This is a genomic window from Pseudomonas sp. DD1 (assembly GCF_044510355.1).
GTDB classification, from domain to species: Bacteria; Pseudomonadota; Gammaproteobacteria; order Pseudomonadales; family Pseudomonadaceae; genus Aquipseudomonas; species Aquipseudomonas shahriarae.
In genome coordinates this window covers 520,515-539,558 of sequence record NZ_MSAJ01000022.1, presented here as the reverse complement: position 1 = coordinate 539,558, position 19,044 = coordinate 520,515, and the positions used below count along the sequence as shown (strand labels likewise).

17 protein-coding genes are annotated in these 19,044 nt (G+C 56.0%); all 17 read left to right on the top strand.

The features are described 5' to 3' along the window. Nucleotides 1-4: 4 nt before the first annotated feature. The 17 genes from PSFL_RS15810 (at nucleotide 5) to PSFL_RS15730 (ending at nucleotide 18,926) form a co-directional block, all read left to right on the top strand. A complete protein-coding gene (locus PSFL_RS15810) occupies nucleotides 5-877 on the top strand; it encodes a ParB/RepB/Spo0J family partition protein (protein ID WP_057439295.1) in 873 nt (290 codons plus the stop codon). A 148-nt stretch (nucleotides 878-1,025) separates the two neighbouring features. Beyond that, a complete protein-coding gene (locus PSFL_RS15805; RefSeq protein ID WP_010565865.1) occupies nucleotides 1,026-1,433 on the top strand; it encodes a F0F1 ATP synthase subunit I in 408 nt (135 codons plus the stop codon). A 16-nt stretch (nucleotides 1,434-1,449) separates the two neighbouring features. Beyond that, a complete protein-coding gene (gene atpB, locus PSFL_RS15800; RefSeq protein WP_049710820.1) occupies nucleotides 1,450-2,319 on the top strand; it encodes a F0F1 ATP synthase subunit A in 870 nt (289 codons plus the stop codon). Between the two features lie 133 nt (nucleotides 2,320-2,452). Continuing rightward, a complete protein-coding gene (gene atpE, locus PSFL_RS15795) occupies nucleotides 2,453-2,710 on the top strand; it encodes a F0F1 ATP synthase subunit C (protein WP_002555987.1) in 258 nt (85 codons plus the stop codon). 56 nt (nucleotides 2,711-2,766) lie between these two features. Continuing rightward, nucleotides 2,767-3,237 carry a F0F1 ATP synthase subunit B gene (locus PSFL_RS15790; protein WP_008439543.1) on the top strand — a complete coding sequence of 157 codons (471 nt, stop codon included), beginning with the start codon at nucleotides 2,767-2,769 and terminating at the stop codon, nucleotides 3,235-3,237. Nucleotides 3,238-3,249: 12 nt separating this feature from the next. Beyond that, nucleotides 3,250-3,786 carry a F0F1 ATP synthase subunit delta gene (locus PSFL_RS15785; RefSeq protein WP_057439298.1) on the top strand — a complete coding sequence of 179 codons (537 nt, stop codon included), beginning with the start codon at nucleotides 3,250-3,252 and terminating at the stop codon, nucleotides 3,784-3,786. Nucleotides 3,787-3,807: 21 nt separating this feature from the next. Continuing rightward, a complete protein-coding gene (gene atpA, locus PSFL_RS15780; RefSeq protein WP_029290137.1) occupies nucleotides 3,808-5,352 on the top strand; it encodes a F0F1 ATP synthase subunit alpha in 1,545 nt (514 codons plus the stop codon). A 50-nt stretch (nucleotides 5,353-5,402) separates the two neighbouring features. Next, complete coding sequence (gene atpG / locus PSFL_RS15775) at nucleotides 5,403-6,263, top strand: F0F1 ATP synthase subunit gamma (protein WP_057439299.1); 861 nt, start codon at nucleotides 5,403-5,405, stop codon at nucleotides 6,261-6,263. 27 nt (nucleotides 6,264-6,290) lie between these two features. Beyond that, the gene (gene atpD / locus PSFL_RS15770) at nucleotides 6,291-7,667 is read left to right on the top strand and encodes a F0F1 ATP synthase subunit beta (RefSeq protein WP_015886645.1); all 1,377 of its coding nucleotides are present in this window, start codon (nucleotides 6,291-6,293) and stop codon (nucleotides 7,665-7,667) included. A gap of 44 nt (nucleotides 7,668-7,711) precedes the next feature. Continuing rightward, nucleotides 7,712-8,128, top strand: a complete 417-nt coding sequence (locus tag PSFL_RS15765; protein WP_057439300.1) for a F0F1 ATP synthase subunit epsilon — start codon at nucleotides 7,712-7,714, stop codon at nucleotides 8,126-8,128. Nucleotides 8,129-8,251: 123 nt separating this feature from the next. After that, nucleotides 8,252-9,619, top strand: a complete 1,368-nt coding sequence (gene glmU / locus PSFL_RS15760) for a bifunctional UDP-N-acetylglucosamine diphosphorylase/glucosamine-1-phosphate N-acetyltransferase GlmU (RefSeq protein ID WP_057439301.1) — start codon at nucleotides 8,252-8,254, stop codon at nucleotides 9,617-9,619. A gap of 228 nt (nucleotides 9,620-9,847) precedes the next feature. Continuing rightward, nucleotides 9,848-10,615 carry a DeoR/GlpR family DNA-binding transcription regulator gene (locus PSFL_RS15755; protein ID WP_029290123.1) on the top strand — a complete coding sequence of 256 codons (768 nt, stop codon included), beginning with the start codon at nucleotides 9,848-9,850 and terminating at the stop codon, nucleotides 10,613-10,615. A 10-nt stretch (nucleotides 10,616-10,625) separates the two neighbouring features. Beyond that, nucleotides 10,626-12,458: a glutamine--fructose-6-phosphate transaminase (isomerizing) gene (gene glmS, locus PSFL_RS15750; protein WP_397470254.1), complete on the top strand. Its 1,833-nt coding sequence runs from the start codon at nucleotides 10,626-10,628 to the stop codon at nucleotides 12,456-12,458. A 278-nt stretch (nucleotides 12,459-12,736) separates the two neighbouring features. Further along, nucleotides 12,737-13,594 carry a TnsA endonuclease N-terminal domain-containing protein gene (locus tag PSFL_RS15745; RefSeq protein ID WP_397470253.1) on the top strand — a complete coding sequence of 286 codons (858 nt, stop codon included), beginning with the start codon at nucleotides 12,737-12,739 and terminating at the stop codon, nucleotides 13,592-13,594. Next, complete coding sequence (locus PSFL_RS15740) at nucleotides 13,591-15,759, top strand: Mu transposase C-terminal domain-containing protein (RefSeq protein ID WP_397470252.1); 2,169 nt, start codon at nucleotides 13,591-13,593, stop codon at nucleotides 15,757-15,759. The genes PSFL_RS15745 and PSFL_RS15740 overlap by 4 nt, the downstream gene beginning before the upstream one ends. Continuing rightward, nucleotides 15,756-17,225: an ATP-binding protein gene (locus tag PSFL_RS15735; protein WP_397470251.1), complete on the top strand. Its 1,470-nt coding sequence runs from the start codon at nucleotides 15,756-15,758 to the stop codon at nucleotides 17,223-17,225. The genes PSFL_RS15740 and PSFL_RS15735 overlap by 4 nt, the downstream gene beginning before the upstream one ends. A 15-nt stretch (nucleotides 17,226-17,240) precedes the next feature. Next, nucleotides 17,241-18,926: a TnsD family Tn7-like transposition protein gene (locus PSFL_RS15730; RefSeq protein WP_397470250.1), complete on the top strand. Its 1,686-nt coding sequence runs from the start codon at nucleotides 17,241-17,243 to the stop codon at nucleotides 18,924-18,926. Nucleotides 18,927-19,044: the final 118 nt, after the last annotated feature.

Below are 19,044 nucleotides of genomic sequence, written 5' to 3'. Positions count from 1 at the left end.
CCCCATGGCCGTCAAGAAACGAGGTCTCGGACGTGGACTGGATGCACTGCTGAGTGGTCCGACTGTCACTTCGCTGGAAGAGCAGGCGGTGCAGGCCGACTCCCGTGAGCTGCAGCACCTGCCCCTGGACTTGATCCAGCGTGGCAAGTACCAGCCGCGCCGAGACATGGACCCGCAGGCGCTGGAGGAGTTGGCGAACTCGATCAAGGCCCAGGGCGTGATGCAGCCGATTGTCGTACGCCCCATTGGCGGCGGTCGGTTTGAAATCATCGCCGGTGAACGCCGCTGGCGCGCCAGCCAGCAGGCCGGCCAGGAAACCATCCCGGCGATGGTGCGCGATGTGCCGGATGAAACGGCCATCGCCATGGCACTGATCGAGAATATCCAGCGTGAGGACCTCAATCCGATCGAGGAAGCCATTGCCCTGCAGCGTTTGCAGCAGGAATTCAAGCTGACCCAGCAGGAAGTGGCCGACGCGGTGGGTAAATCCCGTGTCACGGTTTCCAACCTGCTGCGCCTGATCGCGCTTCCGGAAGTGATCAAGACCATGCTGTCCCATGGCGACCTGGAAATGGGTCATGCCCGCGCTTTGCTCGGGTTGCCGGAAAATCAACAGGTTGAAGGGGCGCGACACGTTGTCGCACGAGGTCTCACCGTTCGTCAGACCGAGGCTCTGGTTCGGCAGTGGCTCAGTGGTAAACCTGCACCGGTCGAACCCACCAAAACTGATCCGGATATCGCGCGCCTGGAGCAGCGCCTGGCCGAGCGGCTGGGCTCTGCGGTACAAATTCGCCACGGCAAGAAGGGTAAAGGGCAATTGGTTATCGGATATAACTCCCTTGATGAGCTTCAGGGCGTTCTTTCCCACATCCGCTGAAACATTTGCTTATGTAGCGCGCAGTCGGAAATCACTACCTGGCAGTTGAATAGGGGCAGAACCGCCCCTATACTCTGCGCGCATTTTGTCGGCACAAATTATGCCAAGTTATTGATTTCCGGCAGCCGACCATTGAGGAGCAAGAGTGATGGAAACCCGCACGCCAAACACGTTGCCGTTCCATCGCTTGGCCGTTTTTCCGGTTTTATTGGCCCAATTTGTCATTTTGCTGATCGCCGCATTGGCGCTTTGGTACTGGCATGGGGTCGTAGCCGGATATTCAGGACTCTGCGGAGGCCTGATAGCCTTGCTGCCCAATATGTATTTTGCTCACAGGGCCTTTCGGTTTTCCGGCGCCCGGGCAGCCCAGGCTATCGTCCGGTCCTTTTATGCCGGCGAGGCAGGGAAACTGATTTTGACGGCAGTGCTGTTTGCACTGACCTTTGCAGGTGTGAAGCCATTGGCGCCGCTAGCTGTATTCGGCGTCTTCGTGTTGACCCAACTGGTCAGCTGGTTCGCTCCCCTGCTGATGAAAACAAGACTTTCGAAACCTTAGGGCGTTTGAGGCAACCATGGCAGAAACAACCGCTTCGGGCTATATCCAGCACCACTTGCAGAACCTGACCTTCGGTCAGCTTCCCAACGGCGGCTGGGGCTTTGCCCACTCCGCAGCAGAGGCCAAAGAAATGGGCTTCTGGGCTTTCCACCTGGATACTCTGGGCTGGTCGGTCGCATTGGGTCTGATCTTCGTCCTGATTTTCCGCATGGCGGCAAAGAAGGCGACTTCCGGTCAGCCAGGTGCTTTGCAGAACTTCGTTGAAGTATTGGTCGAATTCGTCGATGGCAGCGTGAAAGACAGCTTCCATGGCCGTAGCCCGGTGATTGCACCGCTGGCACTGACCATCTTCGTCTGGGTGTTCCTGATGAACGCCGTCGACCTGATCCCGGTTGACTGGATTCCTCAGTTGGCCATCCTGATCTCCGGCGACCCGCACATCCCATTCCGCGCGGTATCGACCACTGACCCTAACGCTACCCTGGGCATGGCCCTGTCGGTATTCGCGTTGATCATTTTCTACAGCATCAAGATCAAGGGCATCGGCGGCTTCATCGGCGAACTGACCCTGCACCCGTTCGGCAGCAAGAACATCTTCGTTCAAGCCCTGCTGATCCCGGTGAACTTCCTGCTGGAATTTGTCACCCTGATCGCCAAGCCGATTTCCCTGGCTCTGCGACTGTTCGGCAACATGTATGCCGGCGAGCTGGTGTTCATCCTGATCGCTGTGATGTTCGGCAGCGGCCTGCTCTGGCTTAGCGGCCTGGGCATTGTTCTGCAGTGGGCGTGGGCTGTGTTCCACATCCTGATCATCACCCTGCAGGCGTTTATCTTCATGATGCTGACCATCGTCTACCTGTCGATGGCGCACGAAGAGAACCATTAAGACCAGTCTCGACTAGTCTGATGTCCTTCCCGGTGAAACGGGAAGGTGGCCCACCAGGGCTATGAAACGATTTGTTTTACCGCTTTAAAATCTAAAAAACCTAAACCATACGACGTAAAAGTCGGGAGGAAAGATGGAAACTGTAGTTGGTCTAACCGCTATCGCTGTTGCACTGTTGATCGGCCTGGGCGCCCTGGGTACTGCCATTGGTTTCGGCCTGTTGGGCGGCAAGTTCCTGGAAGGCGCCGCGCGTCAGCCAGAAATGGTTCCAATGCTGCAGGTTAAAATGTTCATCGTTGCCGGCCTGCTCGACGCCGTGACCATGATCGGTGTTGGTATCGCTCTGTTCTTCACCTTCGCGAACCCCTTCGTTGGTCAACTCGCCGGTTAATCACTCGTTTTTTCGAGTGATTGGTGTGTTGTGCAACGAACGAGCGAGGTATTGGCGTGAACATTAATGCAACCATTATTGGTCAGTCCTTAGCGTTCTTGATTTTTGTTGTTTTCTGCATGAAGTTCGTATGGCCTCCGGTCATCGCGGCTTTGCACGAACGTCAGAAGAAGATCGCGGATGGACTGGACGCTGCCGCACGAGCAGCTCGCGACCTGGAGTTGGCCCAAGATAAAGCGGGTCAGCAACTGCGCGAAGCGAAGGCTCAGGCAGCTGAAATCATTGAGCAAGCCAAGAAACGCGGTAACCAGATTGTTGAAGAGGCTGTTGAAAAAGCCCGTATCGACGCTGACCGTGTGAAGGTTCAGGCTCAGGCCGAGATCGAACAGGAATTGAACGGTGTCAAAGATGCGCTGCGTGCCCAACTGGGTGCTCTGGCCGTCGGCGGTGCTGAGAAGATCCTGGGTGCCACAATCGATCAAAACGCGCACGCGGAGCTGGTAAACAAACTGGCTGCTGAAATTTAAGCGAGGGCGATCATGGCAGAATTGACCACGTTGGCCCGACCTTACGCTAAGGCAGCCTTCGAGCACGCCCAGGCCCACCAGCAGCTGGCCTCTTGGTCAGCCATGCTCGGCCTGGCTGCAGCAGTGTCGCAAGACGACACCATGCAGCGCGTGCTCAAGGCCCCGCGACTGACGAGCGCAGACAAGGCCGCCACGTTTATTGACGTGTGCGGCGACAAGTTTGATGTGAAAGTGCAGAACTTCATCCACGTCGTTGCCGAAAACGACCGTCTCCCGCTTTTGCCGGAGATTGCCGCTCTGTTCGACCTGTACAAGGCCGAGCAAGAGAAGTCGGTAGACGTTGAAGTGACCAGTGCTTTTGCATTGAACCAAGAACAGCAAGACAAACTCGCCAAGGTTCTCAGTGCACGACTCGACCGGGAAGTGCGCCTGCAAGTTGCGGAAGACCCATCCCTTATTGGGGGTGTTGTCATCCGCGCCGGCGACCTGGTTATCGATGGCTCGATTCGCGGCAAACTCGCGAATCTTGCCGAAGCATTGAAATCTTGAGTTTGAAGGGGCAGCAGAGCAATGCAGCAACTCAATCCTTCCGAAATAAGTGAAATTATCAAGGGCCGCATCGACAAGCTCGATGTGACCTCCCAAGCCCGTAACGAAGGCACTGTCGTCAGCGTATCTGACGGCATCGTGCGGATTCACGGTCTGGCCGACGTAATGTACGGCGAGATGATCGAGTTTCCGGGCGGCGTCTACGGTATGGCCCTCAACCTGGAGCAAGACTCCGTAGGTGCCGTTGTATTGGGCGCGTACACCAGTCTGGCCGAAGGCATGAGCGCCAAGTGCACAGGCCGCATCCTGGAAGTTCCGGTTGGTAAGGAACTGCTGGGTCGCGTTGTCGACGCACTGGGTAACCCTGTTGACGGTAAAGGTCCACTGGGCAACACCGAGACCGACGCGGTCGAGAAAGTTGCTCCAGGCGTGATCTGGCGTAAGTCGGTAGACCAGCCTGTACAGACTGGCTACAAGGCTGTCGATGCCATGATCCCAGTCGGCCGTGGCCAGCGTGAGCTGATCATCGGTGACCGTCAGATCGGTAAGACCGCTCTGGCGATCGACGCGATCATCAACCAGAAAGACAGCGGCATTTTCTGCGTCTACGTAGCGATCGGTCAGAAACAATCGACCATCGCCAACGTGGTTCGCAAGCTGGAAGAAAACGGCGCCCTGGCCAACACGATCATCGTGGCTGCCAGTGCTTCGGAATCTCCTGCGCTGCAATTCCTGGCACCGTACTCCGGTTGCACCATGGGTGAATTCTTCCGCGACCGCGGTGAAGACGCGCTGATCGTTTATGACGATCTGTCCAAGCAAGCAGTGGCTTACCGCCAGATTTCCCTGCTGCTGCGCCGTCCACCAGGCCGTGAAGCCTACCCAGGCGACGTGTTCTATCTCCACTCCCGTCTGCTGGAGCGCGCATCCCGCGTTTCCGAAGAGTACGTAGAGAAGTTCACCAACGGCGCAGTGACCGGCAAAACCGGTTCCCTGACCGCACTGCCGATCATCGAAACCCAGGCTGGCGACGTTTCCGCGTTCGTTCCGACCAACGTGATTTCCATCACCGACGGTCAGATCTTCCTGGAATCGGCCATGTTCAACTCCGGGATCCGTCCTGCTGTGAACGCCGGTGTTTCGGTATCCCGTGTGGGTGGTGCCGCTCAGACCAAGATCATCAAGAAGCTCTCCGGTGGTATCCGTACCGCTCTGGCTCAGTACCGTGAACTGGCGGCATTCGCCCAGTTCGCTTCTGACCTGGACGAAGCGACCCGTAAGCAACTTGAGCATGGTCAGCGCGTTACCGAGCTGATGAAGCAGAAGCAATACGCGCCAATGTCGATCGCTGACATGTCGCTGTCGCTGTATGCCGCTGAGCGTGGGTTCCTGACTGACGTCGAAATCGCCAAGGTCGGCAGCTTTGAACAAGCGCTGATTGCTTACTTCAACCGAGATCACGCCGATTTGATGGCCAAGATCAACGTGAAGGGTGACTTCAATGACGAAATCGACGCTGGCCTGAAAGCCGGTATCGAGAAGTTCAAGGCCACCCAAACCTGGTAAGCCGCAGCGGGAGCCGCAAGGCTCCCGCTTGCTAACCTGATAGGTGTTACATGGCAGGCGCAAAAGAGATTCGCAGTAAGATTGCGAGCATCAAAAGCACGCAAAAAATTACCAGCGCCATGGAGAAAGTGGCGGTCAGCAAAATGCGCAAGGCACAAATGCGCATGTCGGCTAGCCGTCCTTATGCGGAGCGTATCCGCCAGGTAATTGGGCATCTGGCCAACGCCAACCCGGAATACCGCCACCCGTTCATGATCGAGCGCGCCGTCAAGCGTGCAGGTTATGTGGTAGTGAGCAGTGACCGTGGTTTGTGCGGTGGTTTGAATACCAACCTGTTCAAGGCCCTGGTCAAGGACATGGCGGTAAACCGCGAAAACGGCGTCGAGATTGATCTGTGTGTTGTTGGTAGCAAGGGTGCGGCCTTTTTCCGCAACTTCGGCGGTAACGTCGTTGCAGCTATCAGCCACCTGGGTGAAGAGCCGTCGATCAATGACTTGATCGGCAGTGTGAAGGTGATGCTGGATGCGTACCTGGAAGGCCGGATCGACCGCCTGTCCGTGGTATCCAACAAGTTCATCAACACCATGACCCAGCAGCCAACCGTGGAGCAATTGATTCCACTGGTGGCGACCCCGGATCAGGAACTCAAGCACCACTGGGACTACCTCTACGAACCAGACGCCAAAGAGCTGCTTGACGGCTTGATGGTGCGCTACGTGGAGTCGCAGGTGTACCAGGCGGTGGTCGAGAACAACGCAGCTGAACAAGCGGCGCGGATGATCGCGATGAAAAACGCTACCGACAACGCCGGTGATCTGATCAGCGATTTGCAGCTGATCTACAACAAGGCGCGTCAGGCTGCGATCACCCAAGAGATCTCGGAAATCGTCGGCGGCGCTGCCGCGGTTTAACGGTTCAAATATTCAGAGGATCCAGCTATGAGTAGCGGACGTATCGTTCAAATCATCGGCGCCGTTATCGACGTGGAATTCCCACGCGACAGCGTACCGAGCATCTACAACGCGCTGAAAGTACAAGGCGCGGAAACTACTCTGGAAGTTCAGCAGCAGCTGGGCGACGGCGTAGTTCGTACCATTGCGATGGGTTCCACCGAAGGCTTGAAGCGCGGTCTGGACGTTGTCGACACTGGCGCTGCCATTTCCGTACCGGTCGGTAAAGCGACCCTGGGCCGGATCATGGACGTACTGGGCAACCCGATTGACGAAGCTGGCCCGATCGATACCGAAGAGCGTTGGGGCATTCACCGCCCAGCACCTTCGTTCGCCGAGCAAGCTGGCGGCAACGACCTGCTGGAAACCGGCATCAAGGTTATCGACCTGGTTTGCCCGTTCGCCAAAGGCGGTAAAGTCGGTCTGTTCGGTGGTGCCGGTGTAGGCAAGACCGTAAACATGATGGAACTGATCCGTAACATCGCCATCGAGCACAGCGGTTATTCCGTGTTCGCCGGTGTGGGTGAGCGTACTCGTGAGGGTAACGACTTCTACCACGAGATGAAGGACTCCAACGTTCTGGACAAAGTGGCACTGGTCTACGGTCAGATGAACGAGCCGCCGGGTAACCGTCTGCGCGTAGCACTGACTGGCCTGACCATGGCCGAGAAGTTCCGTGACGAAGGTAACGACGTTCTGCTGTTCGTCGACAACATCTACCGTTACACCCTGGCCGGTACTGAAGTATCCGCACTGCTGGGCCGTATGCCTTCGGCAGTAGGTTACCAGCCGACCCTGGCTGAAGAGATGGGCGTTCTGCAAGAACGTATCACTTCGACCAAGGAAGGTTCGATCACGTCGATCCAAGCGGTATACGTACCTGCGGATGACTTGACTGACCCGTCGCCAGCGACCACCTTCGCCCACTTGGACGCCACCGTCGTACTGTCCCGTGACATCGCTTCCCTGGGTATCTACCCAGCGGTCGATCCACTCGACTCGACTTCGCGCCAGCTGGACCCGAACGTGATCGGCCAGGAGCACTACGACACCGCTCGCGGCGTTCAGTACGTGCTGCAGCGTTACAAAGAGCTGAAGGACATCATTGCGATCCTGGGTATGGACGAGCTGTCGGAAACCGACAAGCAGTTGGTATCCCGTGCTCGTAAGATCCAGCGCTTCTTGTCGCAGCCGTTCTTCGTGGCTGAAGTCTTCACCGGTGCCTCGGGTAAATACGTTTCCCTGAAAGACACCATTGCTGGCTTCAAAGGCATCCTCAACGGTGACTACGACCACCTGCCAGAACAAGCGTTCTACATGGTCGGCGGCATCGAAGAAGCGATCGAGAAAGCCAAGAAACTGTAATCCAGGCGCCCGGAAACGGGCGCTCATCAGGTTGAGGCAATCAGATGGCTATGACAGTCCATTGCGATATCGTCAGCGCGGAAGGGGAAATCTTCTCCGGTCTGGTAGAGATGGTAATTGCACACGGCGAGTTGGGTGACCTGGGTATTGCCTTGGGCCACGCACCGCTGATCACCAGCTTGAAGCCCGGTCCGATTACTCTGACCAAGCAGGGCGGGGAAAAGGAGGTGTTCTACATCTCTGGTGGTTTCCTCGAAGTTCAGCCGAACATGGTCAAGGTTCTTGCCGACACCGTGCAACGTGCTGGCGACCTGGATGAAGCCTCCGCTCAGGAAGCCGTCAAGGCTGCCGAGAAGGCTCTGCACGAAAAAGGTGCGGACTTCGACTACAGCGCTGCTGCTGTACGTCTGGCCGAGGCTGCAGCCCAGCTGCGCACGCTCCAGCAGATCCGCAAGAAGTAAGCGGCCAAGCCGTCATGCTTCATGCGCGATTGATTAAAAAGGGTAGCCTCGGCTACCCTTTTTCTTTTTTTGCAAAACACTTCTTTGGTCTGAAGCCGGACCGCCCAGGATTGGTAGCCATTCATGTCTCTTGAAATCGTCATTCTCGCCGCAGGCCAGGGCACCCGCATGCGTTCTGCCCTGCCCAAAGTGCTGCACCCGGTTGCGGGTAACTCCATGCTTGGCCATGTTATCCACAGCGCCCGGCAACTGGAGCCACAGCGTATCCACGTCGTGATTGGCCACGGGGCCGATGCGGTGCGTGAGCGCCTGGCAGCTGACGACTTGAATTTCGTATTGCAGGACAAGCAACTGGGCACTGGTCATGCCACCGCGCAAGCCGTGCCGTTCATCAAGGCCGACACCGTGCTGATCCTCTACGGGGATGTGCCGCTGATCGAAGTGGAAACCCTGCAGCGCCTGCTCAAGCGCGTGGTACCGGGCCAGATGGGTCTGCTCACCGTCGAGCTGGACGACCCGACCGGCTATGGCCGTATCGTGCGCAATGCCGACGGCAAGGTCGCAGCCATCGTCGAACATAAAGATGCCAGCGAAGCACAACGGGCGATTACTGAAGGCAACACCGGCATCCTTGCGGTACCGGCCGATCGTCTGGCGGACTGGATGGGCCGCCTGTCGAACAACAATGTTCAGGGCGAGTACTACCTGACAGACGTGATTGAAATGGCCGTCAGCGATGGCTTGGTGGTTGCCACCGAGCAGCCCCACGACCCGATGGAAGTCCAGGGCGCCAACGACCGCAAGCAACTGGCAGAACTGGAGCGGCACTACCAACTGCGCGAAGGCCGCCGCCTGATGGCGCAGGGCGTGACGCTGCGTGACCCGGCGCGTTTCGACGTACGGGGCGAAGTCACCGTGGGCCGTGACGTGCTGATTGATATCAACGTGATCCTCGAGGGCCGCGTGATCATCGAAGACGACGTGGTGATTGGCCCGAACTGCGTGATCAAGGACAGCACCCTGCGCAAAGGCGTGGTGGTCAAGGCCAACAGCCATATCGACGGTGCGGTGATGGGTGAGGCCAGCGATGCGGGGCCATTTGCGCGGTTGCGCCCGGGCAGCGTGCTGGGCGCCAGGGCCCATGTGGGTAACTTTGTTGAGCTGAAAAACGCACGGATGGGCGACGATGCGAAGGCAGGGCACCTGGCCTACCTCGGCGATGCAGTGATTGGGGCCCGCAGCAACATTGGCGCCGGCGCCATTACCTGCAATTACGATGGTGCCAACAAGTATCAGACGACGATTGGTGAGGACGTCTTTATCGGCTCCAACAATTCACTGATTGCGCCCGTCACCATTGGCGATGGTTCAAACACCGCGGCAGGCTCAACCATCAACCAGGATGTGGATAAGTCGCAATTGGCAGTAGCCCGCGCCCGCCAACGCAACATCGACGGCTGGAAACGCCCGGTCAAAATCAAAAAGACCTGAGTTATCCACAACCTCATTAGCAACGCCATTCCATTGTGGGAGCGGGCTTGCTCGCGAAGACGGAGTGTCAGTCACTGAACGTGTATCTGATGCACCGCCTTCGCGAGCAAGCCCGCTCCCACATTGGATCTATGTTGTTTTCAAAAAAGTGCACCCGCCGCTTGACGATTTCCCGTCAATAGGTTTTGATTGCCTTCGTTATCTTTCGAAACGAAACTTATCATCACCATGTCGAAGCGAAATACACCACAACGACGCCACAACATCCTCACCTTGCTCAACGAGCAGGGCGAAGTGAGCGTGGATGAATTGGCCAAACGTTTCGAAACTTCCGAAGTGACCATCCGCAAGGACTTGGCCGCGCTGGAAAGCAACGGCTTGCTGCTGCGTCGCTACGGTGGCGCCATCACCATGCCCCAGGAACTGGTCGGCGATCCTGCCCAACCGATTTCTGTGCATAAGCGCGCCATCGCCCGTGCGGCGGTCAAGCGCTTGCGTGAACACGCACGGATCATTATCGACAGCGGCAGCACCACCGCCGCGATGATCCCGGAGCTGGGCCATCAGCCCGGCCTGGTGGTGATGACCAACTCCCTGCATGTTGCCAGTGCCCTGAGTGAGTTGGAGCATGAGCCGGTGCTGTTGATGACCGGCGGCACCTGGGACCCGCACTCGGACTCGTTCCAGGGGCAGGTCGCCGAACAAGTGCTGCGTTCCTATGACTTCGACCAACTGTTTATAGGCGCTGACGGCATCGACCTGCAGCGCGGTACCACCACCTTCAATGAATTGCTGGGCCTGAGCCGAGTGATGGCCGAAGTCGCCCGTGAAGTGGTGGTGATGGTCGAATCCGACAAGATCGGCCGCAAGATCCCCAACCTGGAACTGCCCTGGAGCAGCGTCCATACCCTTATTACCGATGATCGCCTGCCGCTTGAGGCCCGCGACCAGATTCAAGCCCGCGGCATTACGCTGATTTGCGCGGCAGTCATCTAGGAGAGAAACCATGTGTGGAATTGTAGGCGCAGTCGCTGAACGAAACGTTACCGCCATTTTGCTCGAAGGCCTCAAGCGCCTGGAATACCGTGGCTACGACAGTGCCGGCGTGGCGGTCTTCAGCAACGCGGGCAAGCTGGAGCGCATGCGTCGCCCGGGCAAAGTCAGCGAACTGGAACAGGCCCTGGCCGGTGAGCCCCTGGCGGGCCGTCTGGGCATCGCCCACACCCGCTGGGCGACCCACGGTGCACCGTGCGAGCGCAATGCACACCCACATTTCTCCGGTGATATTGCGGTGGTGCACAACGGCATCATCGAAAACCACGAAGTGCTGCGTGAACAACTCAAGGGCCAGGGCTACGTCTTTACCTCGGACACCGACACCGAAGTCATCGCCCACCTGCTCAACCACAAACTCAAGGACCACAGTGACCTGACCACCGCCCTCAAGGCCACGGTCAAGGAACTGCATGGCGCCTACGGCCTGGCTGTGATCAGCGCCAGCCAACCGGACCGTGTGGTTGCCGCTCGCAGTGGCAGCCCATTGGTGATTGGCCTGGGCCTGGGGGAGAACTTCCTCGCCTCCGATCAACTGGCCTTGCGTCAGGTCACCGACCGCTTCATGTACCTGGAAGAAGGTGATATCGCCGACATCCGCCGTGAAAGCGTGGCGATCTGGGACGTCGATGGCAACTCCGTCGAGCGCGAAGCCGTGCAGTACCGCGACGGCGCCGAAGCTGCCGACAAGGGCGAGTTCCGCCACTTCATGCTCAAGGAAATCCACGAGCAACCGGCCGTGGTGCAACGCACCCTGGAAGGCCGCCTTGGCGACAAGCAAGTCCTGGTTAACGCCTTCGGCCCGCAAGCCGCCGAGCTGTTCGCCAAAGTGCGCAATGTGCAGATCGTCGCCTGTGGCACCAGCTACCACGCCGGCATGGTCGCCCGTTACTGGCTGGAAGAACTGGCCGGCATCCCGTGCCAGGTCGAAGTAGCCAGTGAGTTCCGCTACCGCAAGGTGGTGGTGCAGCCCGACACCCTGTTCGTCACCATTTCCCAATCCGGCGAGACCGCCGACACCCTGGCAGCCCTGCGCAATGCCAAGGAGCTGGGATACCTGGCGAGCCTGGCGATCTGCAACGTCAGCATCAGCTCCCTGGTGCGCGAGTCCGACCTGACCCTGCTGACCCAGGCCGGCCGCGAAATCGGTGTAGCCTCCACCAAGGCCTTCACCACACAATTGGTGGGCCTGCTGCTGCTGACCCTGTCCCTTGGCCAGGTGCGCGGCACATTGGCCGCAGGTGTAGAAGCCACCCTGGTAGAAGAACTGCGCCGCCTGCCCACCCGCCTGGGCGAAGCACTGGCCATGGACAGCACCGTAGAGAAAGTCGCCGAACTGTTTGCCGACAAGAACCACACCCTGTTCCTCGGCCGTGGCGCGCAATACCCAGTGGCAATGGAAGGCTCCCTGAAACTCAAGGAAATCTCCTATATCCACGCCGAAGCCTACCCTGCCGGCGAGCTGAAGCACGGCCCATTGGCCCTGGTGGACGACGACATGCCTGTGGTCACCGTGGCGCCGAACAATGAACTGCTGGAAAAGCTCAAGTCCAACCTGCAGGAAGTACGCGCTCGTGGTGGTCAACTGATCGTGTTCGCCGACGAAAAGACCGGCATGACCAACGGCGAAGGCACCCACGTGATCAACATGCCGCACATCCACGACACCCTGTCGCCGATCCTCTACACCATCCCGCTGCAGTTGCTGTCGTACTATGTGGCGGTGCTCAAGGGCACGGACGTTGACCAGCCGCGTAACTTGGCCAAGTCGGTGACGGTTGAGTAATGTTTAGCGGTAACGAGAAAGGGTGGCTTCTAACAATAAAGATTGACACAAAACAATAAAGATTGACACGACGCAACATAGATTGACACAAGGCCGAAACCCCCGTACCTACGGGGGTTTCCATTTCTGGGCTGAGCCATCGGTCTAGATTTTCCGCTTCGTTTCGCTCCGGGAGTAGGCTGAAAAGCGCTATACCATCGGCAGATGGTGGACGATTTTTTCCTATAACTATTTTTCAGGGCGAGGAGAGGCGGTCCCGACGGACGAAGGAGGTAGCATTGCGCGGTCGTAGGTTTTCGTCTGAGACAGATATTCAGCGGCATATTTCGAATGGATTCGGTAGCGGAGCTGGTGCCAGTTATCTGCCGTGGCTGCGCGTCCAAGATGTGCCCTCCAGAGGACGCTCCCACAAGATCCAAGGTGTGAAGATCGATCGTCTCCACCACCTTTTTTCTGACCTAGAACGCGCCTATTTTTTGGTATGTGAATTTTCGGAAAATGTTGTGGATATACGCGAGCAGTATCCATTGCTACCGCGAGAAAGTGCTCAAGCAATCGCGAGCTCTATTGGAGTGCGATACCCCAAGTATCCGAAGACAATGCTTCCTTACGTTATGACCACGGATTTTTTATTAACAATAAAAAAGCCCGACGGCAGCTTTAAGTCTGTAGCCAGAACAATCAAATACCGCGGCGACCTCGAAGGCAAACAAGCCAGGAGGACGTTGGAAAAATTTGAGATCGAAAAGCGTTTCTGGGCTGGCCAACACGTTGACTGGGCTATTGTCACTGAAGAAATGTTCAGCCCCGATTTGATCAAGAATTTAGGCTTACTCAGGAAGTTCGCTCAGCTGCCGCGCGCCTTGGCAGAGCCATCGTTACACACAGATTTTCTGGGGCACTTAGCGAGCTGTCGTCCCTACCCGTGGAGTACTGCTGAAAGTCTGCGAAAGATTGCCGCACGTTTATTTATCTCCTATCAAGATTCTCGAGCTTTATATCATCACCTGATATGGGCCAAGTCGGTCAAGGTAGATTTGGTTGGTACTCCCATTCAAATGACCGCACCACTACCAACTTTTGAAATCATCGAAAACCCAATAAAAATTACACTGGCGGCGGAGGGCCTATCATGAAAGTCCAAGTCAATGATTGTTTCGAACCGCTTACTGAGTTTTCCGTCGTGCCGGGCGTTGTTAGGGTCTTGTACCTCAATGAGCGATACGATGCGGTCGTTTTGATCCAATTATCGGACCCGCCCCGCCAACCGATTGGTTTGGGCTTGGAGGAGCTTCGCGGATCCGTCATCGCAGGTGATACGAAGCTAGCCAAGGTCGTTACGCCTGAGTTTCTCTTAGTGTTAGAGGATGACTTGGATGAGAAAAAGAAGCGGGAAAGGGATGAAAAGTGGAACATCATCGCACCCCTGATCGACTCAGGTTATCCAGGTCAGATATTTGCTCCTGGTGAGATGGGTCAAATGGTCGGCGCTAGAGCTATTGAGCTCGGTATACAGCGCAAGAGCATCTATCGACTTCTGTACCGTTACTGGATCAATGGCCAAGTTCGAAATGCGTTCTTGAAAAACTATGTGGGCGTCGGAGTTCCTGAGCGCAAGTATGATCCCGCAAAGCCCCCGGGTAGGAAACCAAGGTATCAAGGTATTGCCGTTTCACCGACCAAGGTTATCGATGCCGTGGATAAGCGCTGTATCCGTATTGGTTACTCGTTATTTGTCGGGGATAAGACTTCAACGATAACCAACGCCTATGTTGAGATGCTCAGAAGGTTCTATACCGCGAAAGACCTGTCGAAAAATCCTGAATCAGGTGGTCGTCTGCTACCCGACTCGGAAATTCCTTCCTTTAGACAGTTCGATTATTGGGGAAAGCAGTATTTCGACGAGGTTGAAACTGAACGTGGCCGTAAGGGAATGCGTAAGTGGCTAAAAGATTGTCGCCCCCTTTCTGGAACCGTGCGTGACTGGCTTCGTGGCCCCTGCCATCAGTTTGAGATCGATGCCACCATTGCTGACATTTATCTCGTGAACGGCTACTCCAGGCGAATGCTCATTGGACGGCCGGTTGTATACGTCGTCATTGATAGCTTTTCCGGCATGATCGTCGGTCTTTACATCGGATTAGAGGGCCCGAGTTGGAACGGAGCAAGGCAAGCGCTGTTCAACGCTTTCACTTCGAAGGTTGAGTTTTGCGCTACCAATGGGGTCACAATCGATTCAGAGGAATGGGACTGTCATCACCTCCCACATCACATCTACGCTGATCGAGGCGAGATGTTGGGGAAAGCAGCTGAAGGTCTTGCCACTGGCCTGAATATCGAGCTGGGAATTGCTCCGCCCTACCGCCCTGACTGGAAGTCGATGGTTGAGAGCCGGTTCGGTATCCTGAACAACCTGACTGGCATCAGGTGGCTTCCTGGTGGCGTAGCGGCTAGGGAGAAGGAGCGTGGGGAGCGAGATTACCGACTTGACGCGACGCTGAGCATGAAAGAGTTCACTAAGATCATCATCCAGTGCGTCCTTCACTATAACCGCTTCAACCGGCAGCCCGACAGGCTCACTCAAGAGATGATGAACGACGGTGTCGATCCGACGCCGGTAGGTATTTGGACTTGGGCATTGGAAAATGGTCATGTCGAACCAAACAATCATCCCGATGAACTGGTCTATCTCCATTTGCTTCCGCGTGAGCAAGCAACGGTCCAAAAGGGTGGTGTGCTATTCCGAGGGATGCATTATGTCTGTGATGTGGCGATCGAGAACAACTGGTTTGCGAAAGCCCGTAGCCGCGGGGTTTGGTCGATAGAGTGTTGGTATGACCCAAATTCCTCAGCGCATATTTGGATTCGGGGAGACAACAAACAGTTCATCCGTTGCGATTTGCGTAAGTCTGATAGCAAGTATGCTGGTTATCGATCCGATGAGATTTTCGACCTGCTCGAAGCTTACCGCCAGACTCCACCGACTCATAAACGCGCTGAGTTGGAGAGTCGGATTTCGCTTCTAGAGGAAGTTAATCAAGTCGTCAGCGGTGCGATCGCTGAGCGAAATGATGAGCCAGCGCCTGCGACCAAAGCTGAGATGATTGGAAATATTCGTGAGAACCGCGCAGTTGAACGCTTCAAGGAGCGGGAGACCGCCCATGTGCCAGAGGGTGTGAGGATTGACCCACCTAGGCAGAAGGCAGAGACCGCGCCAGAGCGCTCGGAAAACTTTGCCGGCCCTCGGAGCGCTCAGGTCATCGATATGCTCAAACGCCTCCGCCCAGGACAAAACTCATGAAAGGCGCTCAAGTTTTCGCAAGCTACACCAAGCAGGCGATCTCGGATTACGCGGGTAATCCGCTCATCGAAGCACTGCCACCGATCCTCTCAGAAGAGGTGGCAGGCCAGCTGATCTCTAATTTTCCCCGTCGTGTTGATCCCGAGGAGCTCACCCTTGCCCCATCGACTCGGATCCACTGTATCGACCGGTTGAGGACGGTGGTTCAGCCTCTGTTAGTCCACATTGATCTGGAGTCTGTATTTTCATTGCTGGTCCGACGTGGGTACGTCGGACGTAACCCGACCTCTCCAGACACCGTCAGACATCTACACTCGCTTTCGGGCGCACAGCGCTACCACGATGGATTCAAGTCCACTGCCGAAACGTTCAGTCTGGTCGGCCTTAGTGGCATTGGAAAGTCCACCGCACTCGAAGCCATTTTGAGTCTCTACCCTCAAACGATTCGACACGCGCGTTATGAAGGAAAGCAGTTCGTTCATACCCAGATCACCTGGCTTAAGCTTGACTGCCCCCGAGATGGGTCGTTGGCAGGCTTCTGTCAGCAATTTTTCTATGCCGTCGGGCGAGCGTTAGGTGATGAGGATTACTACAAGCGGTATCGGGCTCGGAACATCAATGACTCGTTGCAACAAATGGAACAGGTTGCGAGTACATTTTTCATCGGAGCTCTGCTGATCGACGAACTTCAGAACCTGCACCTGGCAAAAACTGGGGGTAAGGACAACATGCTGAATTTCTTCCTCCATCTAGTGAATAACATCGGCATTCCCGTGGTGTTCATCGGTACAAATTCAATGATCAGCCTATTTTCGGACGTCATGCGCAACGCAAGGCGTTGCTGCGGCGTCGGGGTACTCGAATTTAAACGCTTTGAGAAGGACGATGACGAGTGGCGCATGCTCGTTGAAAACCTCTGGAGCTACCAGTGGTACCAGCAGCCGGCCGAACTGACCGAGGATGTGTTTGATGCGCTGTATGAGCATACACAAGGCGTCACCGACTTTTTGGTGAAGCTTTTGGTGCTCAGTCAGAGGTATGCGATCCAGAGTGGTTCGGAATGGGTTACCGCCGAGACAATCGCGTCGGTGAGCAACACCAAGATGCAGATATTGAAGCCAGCTTTGTCCGCCCTTCGAAGCCGGGATCCGAAACGGATGCGGCAGTTCGATGATTTGCTTCCGATTGAAGACCAACTAAGCGACATGATGGCGTTCGATGGTTTGGCTCGGCCGGAGCGACTGGCGTTGCTGCGCAGTGTCATCAGTCGCAGCGACAATAGTGCTACCAAACCTAATGTGGCGGCCGTTAACCAAGTCAAATCGCAGTCGCCTGTGGCGGTGGCAGTTGAGACATCAGAGGTACAGGCGCTCAGTGAAAGTGAAGACTCCATTGAGGCGCTGAAGAGCGCCGGTTGGATAAACAGTGATCTATTCGAGTTCTCTCCTTTGTATCGGAAGGGGTGAATAAAAGGTGACGAAATGGCGCTTAAATTCCATTTCATTCCGGCCGTTTTTCCCGATGAGACGCTTCACAGCGTCCTTTCAAGATACGCCCGGCTCTGTGGCGTACGTAGCTGTGGAGCCGTTTTCGATGGAGCGCAGTCCGCGAACTTCTTCTCGCAGAACGTGGCTTTTCCATGTCGACTAGCCGAGCTTGCCGAGGCGCTGCCGTATGACACAGGCTTATCGCTAGCCGCAGTTATAAAGCGTCATACGCAGCTGCCCTACTACGAACCTTTTTTGACCCAGCAACAGGTGGACGACGCTCATGTCTTGATGGCGGGAAACGGCAAGGGGTTGATGCTTAGGTTGGGGTTGATCGCGAGTCGACTCGAGTTCGCTTCGAGAGTGCGATTTTGCTTCGACTGTATCGAACAGGATAGAGCCCGTGTGGGAGCAGCGTACTGGCATCGTGTGCATCAGCTGCCAGGCGTTTGGATCTGTCCCCACCATGGAACCCCGTTGAAGTACCTTGATTACCGCTGGTTGAGTCGAAATTCTCGAAGAATGCACTTGCCGGACGATGAGGACGTTCAGTCTCACTCCATTCCGTTAGACATCCCTCAAAATCTACAAAGTGCTCTGCACGAAATAGCGCAGCGTTCGATGCAGGTGCTTGAGATCGATGTTCCTCCTTTATGTCCTGATGCGATTCGCTCGGTGTTTTTGGATGGTGCTACCGCCTTGGAAATGGCTTCCGACACAGGTCGGCTGCACTTAGGTAGATTGGCGCGGTACATGTCTGCGTTCTTTGAGGTTCTCCCCTCCTCAGGGGAGTACTCGATACTGAGCAAATCGTCTGCGGATATACCGGCGGCCTGGGTTATGAAGCTTTTGCGTAAGCCGAGGGGCACCCATCATCCGCTGAAGTTCATCCTGCTGGCCTGCGCGCTGAAGGTCGACATGGAAAGGATACTTCGGCAGAACGGGCCTATTACCGAGTCGTTGAATCGAACAGCCAATACCGAAACACCTGGTGAACAAGCTGCCAACGGATCTCCAACCAGTCGCTCAAGCACCAATGAGTATATGAGTGAGGCATCTGAAACGATCTGGAGGCTGGCGCTCTCGGGGGCTGACGCGAAGACCATGGCGTCAGTAACAAGGAACTCGGTTACATGCGTCTACCGAATGATACGCGGGATTTCGGATGGACCTGACCGATGGAAAGAGGCGAGGCTTTCGAAACAGCTGGGTGATAGGAGGAATCGATTTGAGGGGGATTACAGAGCTCACCTAGCTCATGAGTGTCGAGATTATGTGTGGCTTCATCGAAACGATCGGCAATGGCTGTCCGAGCGTACACAACAGCCAGGTAAAGCCCACAGACTGCGCGGACAGCAAGCAGAAAGATTCAAAGACCTCGACCTCAACCTTGCCAACGAAGTGGTTCAATGCGCTGAAATGTTACGAGCGCTTCCAGGTAAACCTGTCCGTATCTCACGGACAAAAATAGGCAGAGAGCTTCATGTGTTATCTAGGTTTGAAAAGCAGCTCAACAAGCTGCCGCACTGTGCGGTTGCACTGGCAGCCGAATGCGAAACCCTTGATGCATTCCATCGGCGGCGCCTGAGCTGGGCCGAGCGGAAGCTAAAACTTGATGGCAAACCAATCACTCAATCAGCGCTGTATCGAACAGCGTGTCTCAGAAAATTCCAAATATGAGTGAATGCACCCTGATCCGCGTATGAATATTGCTCTGTAACGCCGTCGACATAAGCCTCCATATATGAGCTGTACGTAGATTCGATGTTTGAATTTTGACGAGGCGTGCAGTTAACGT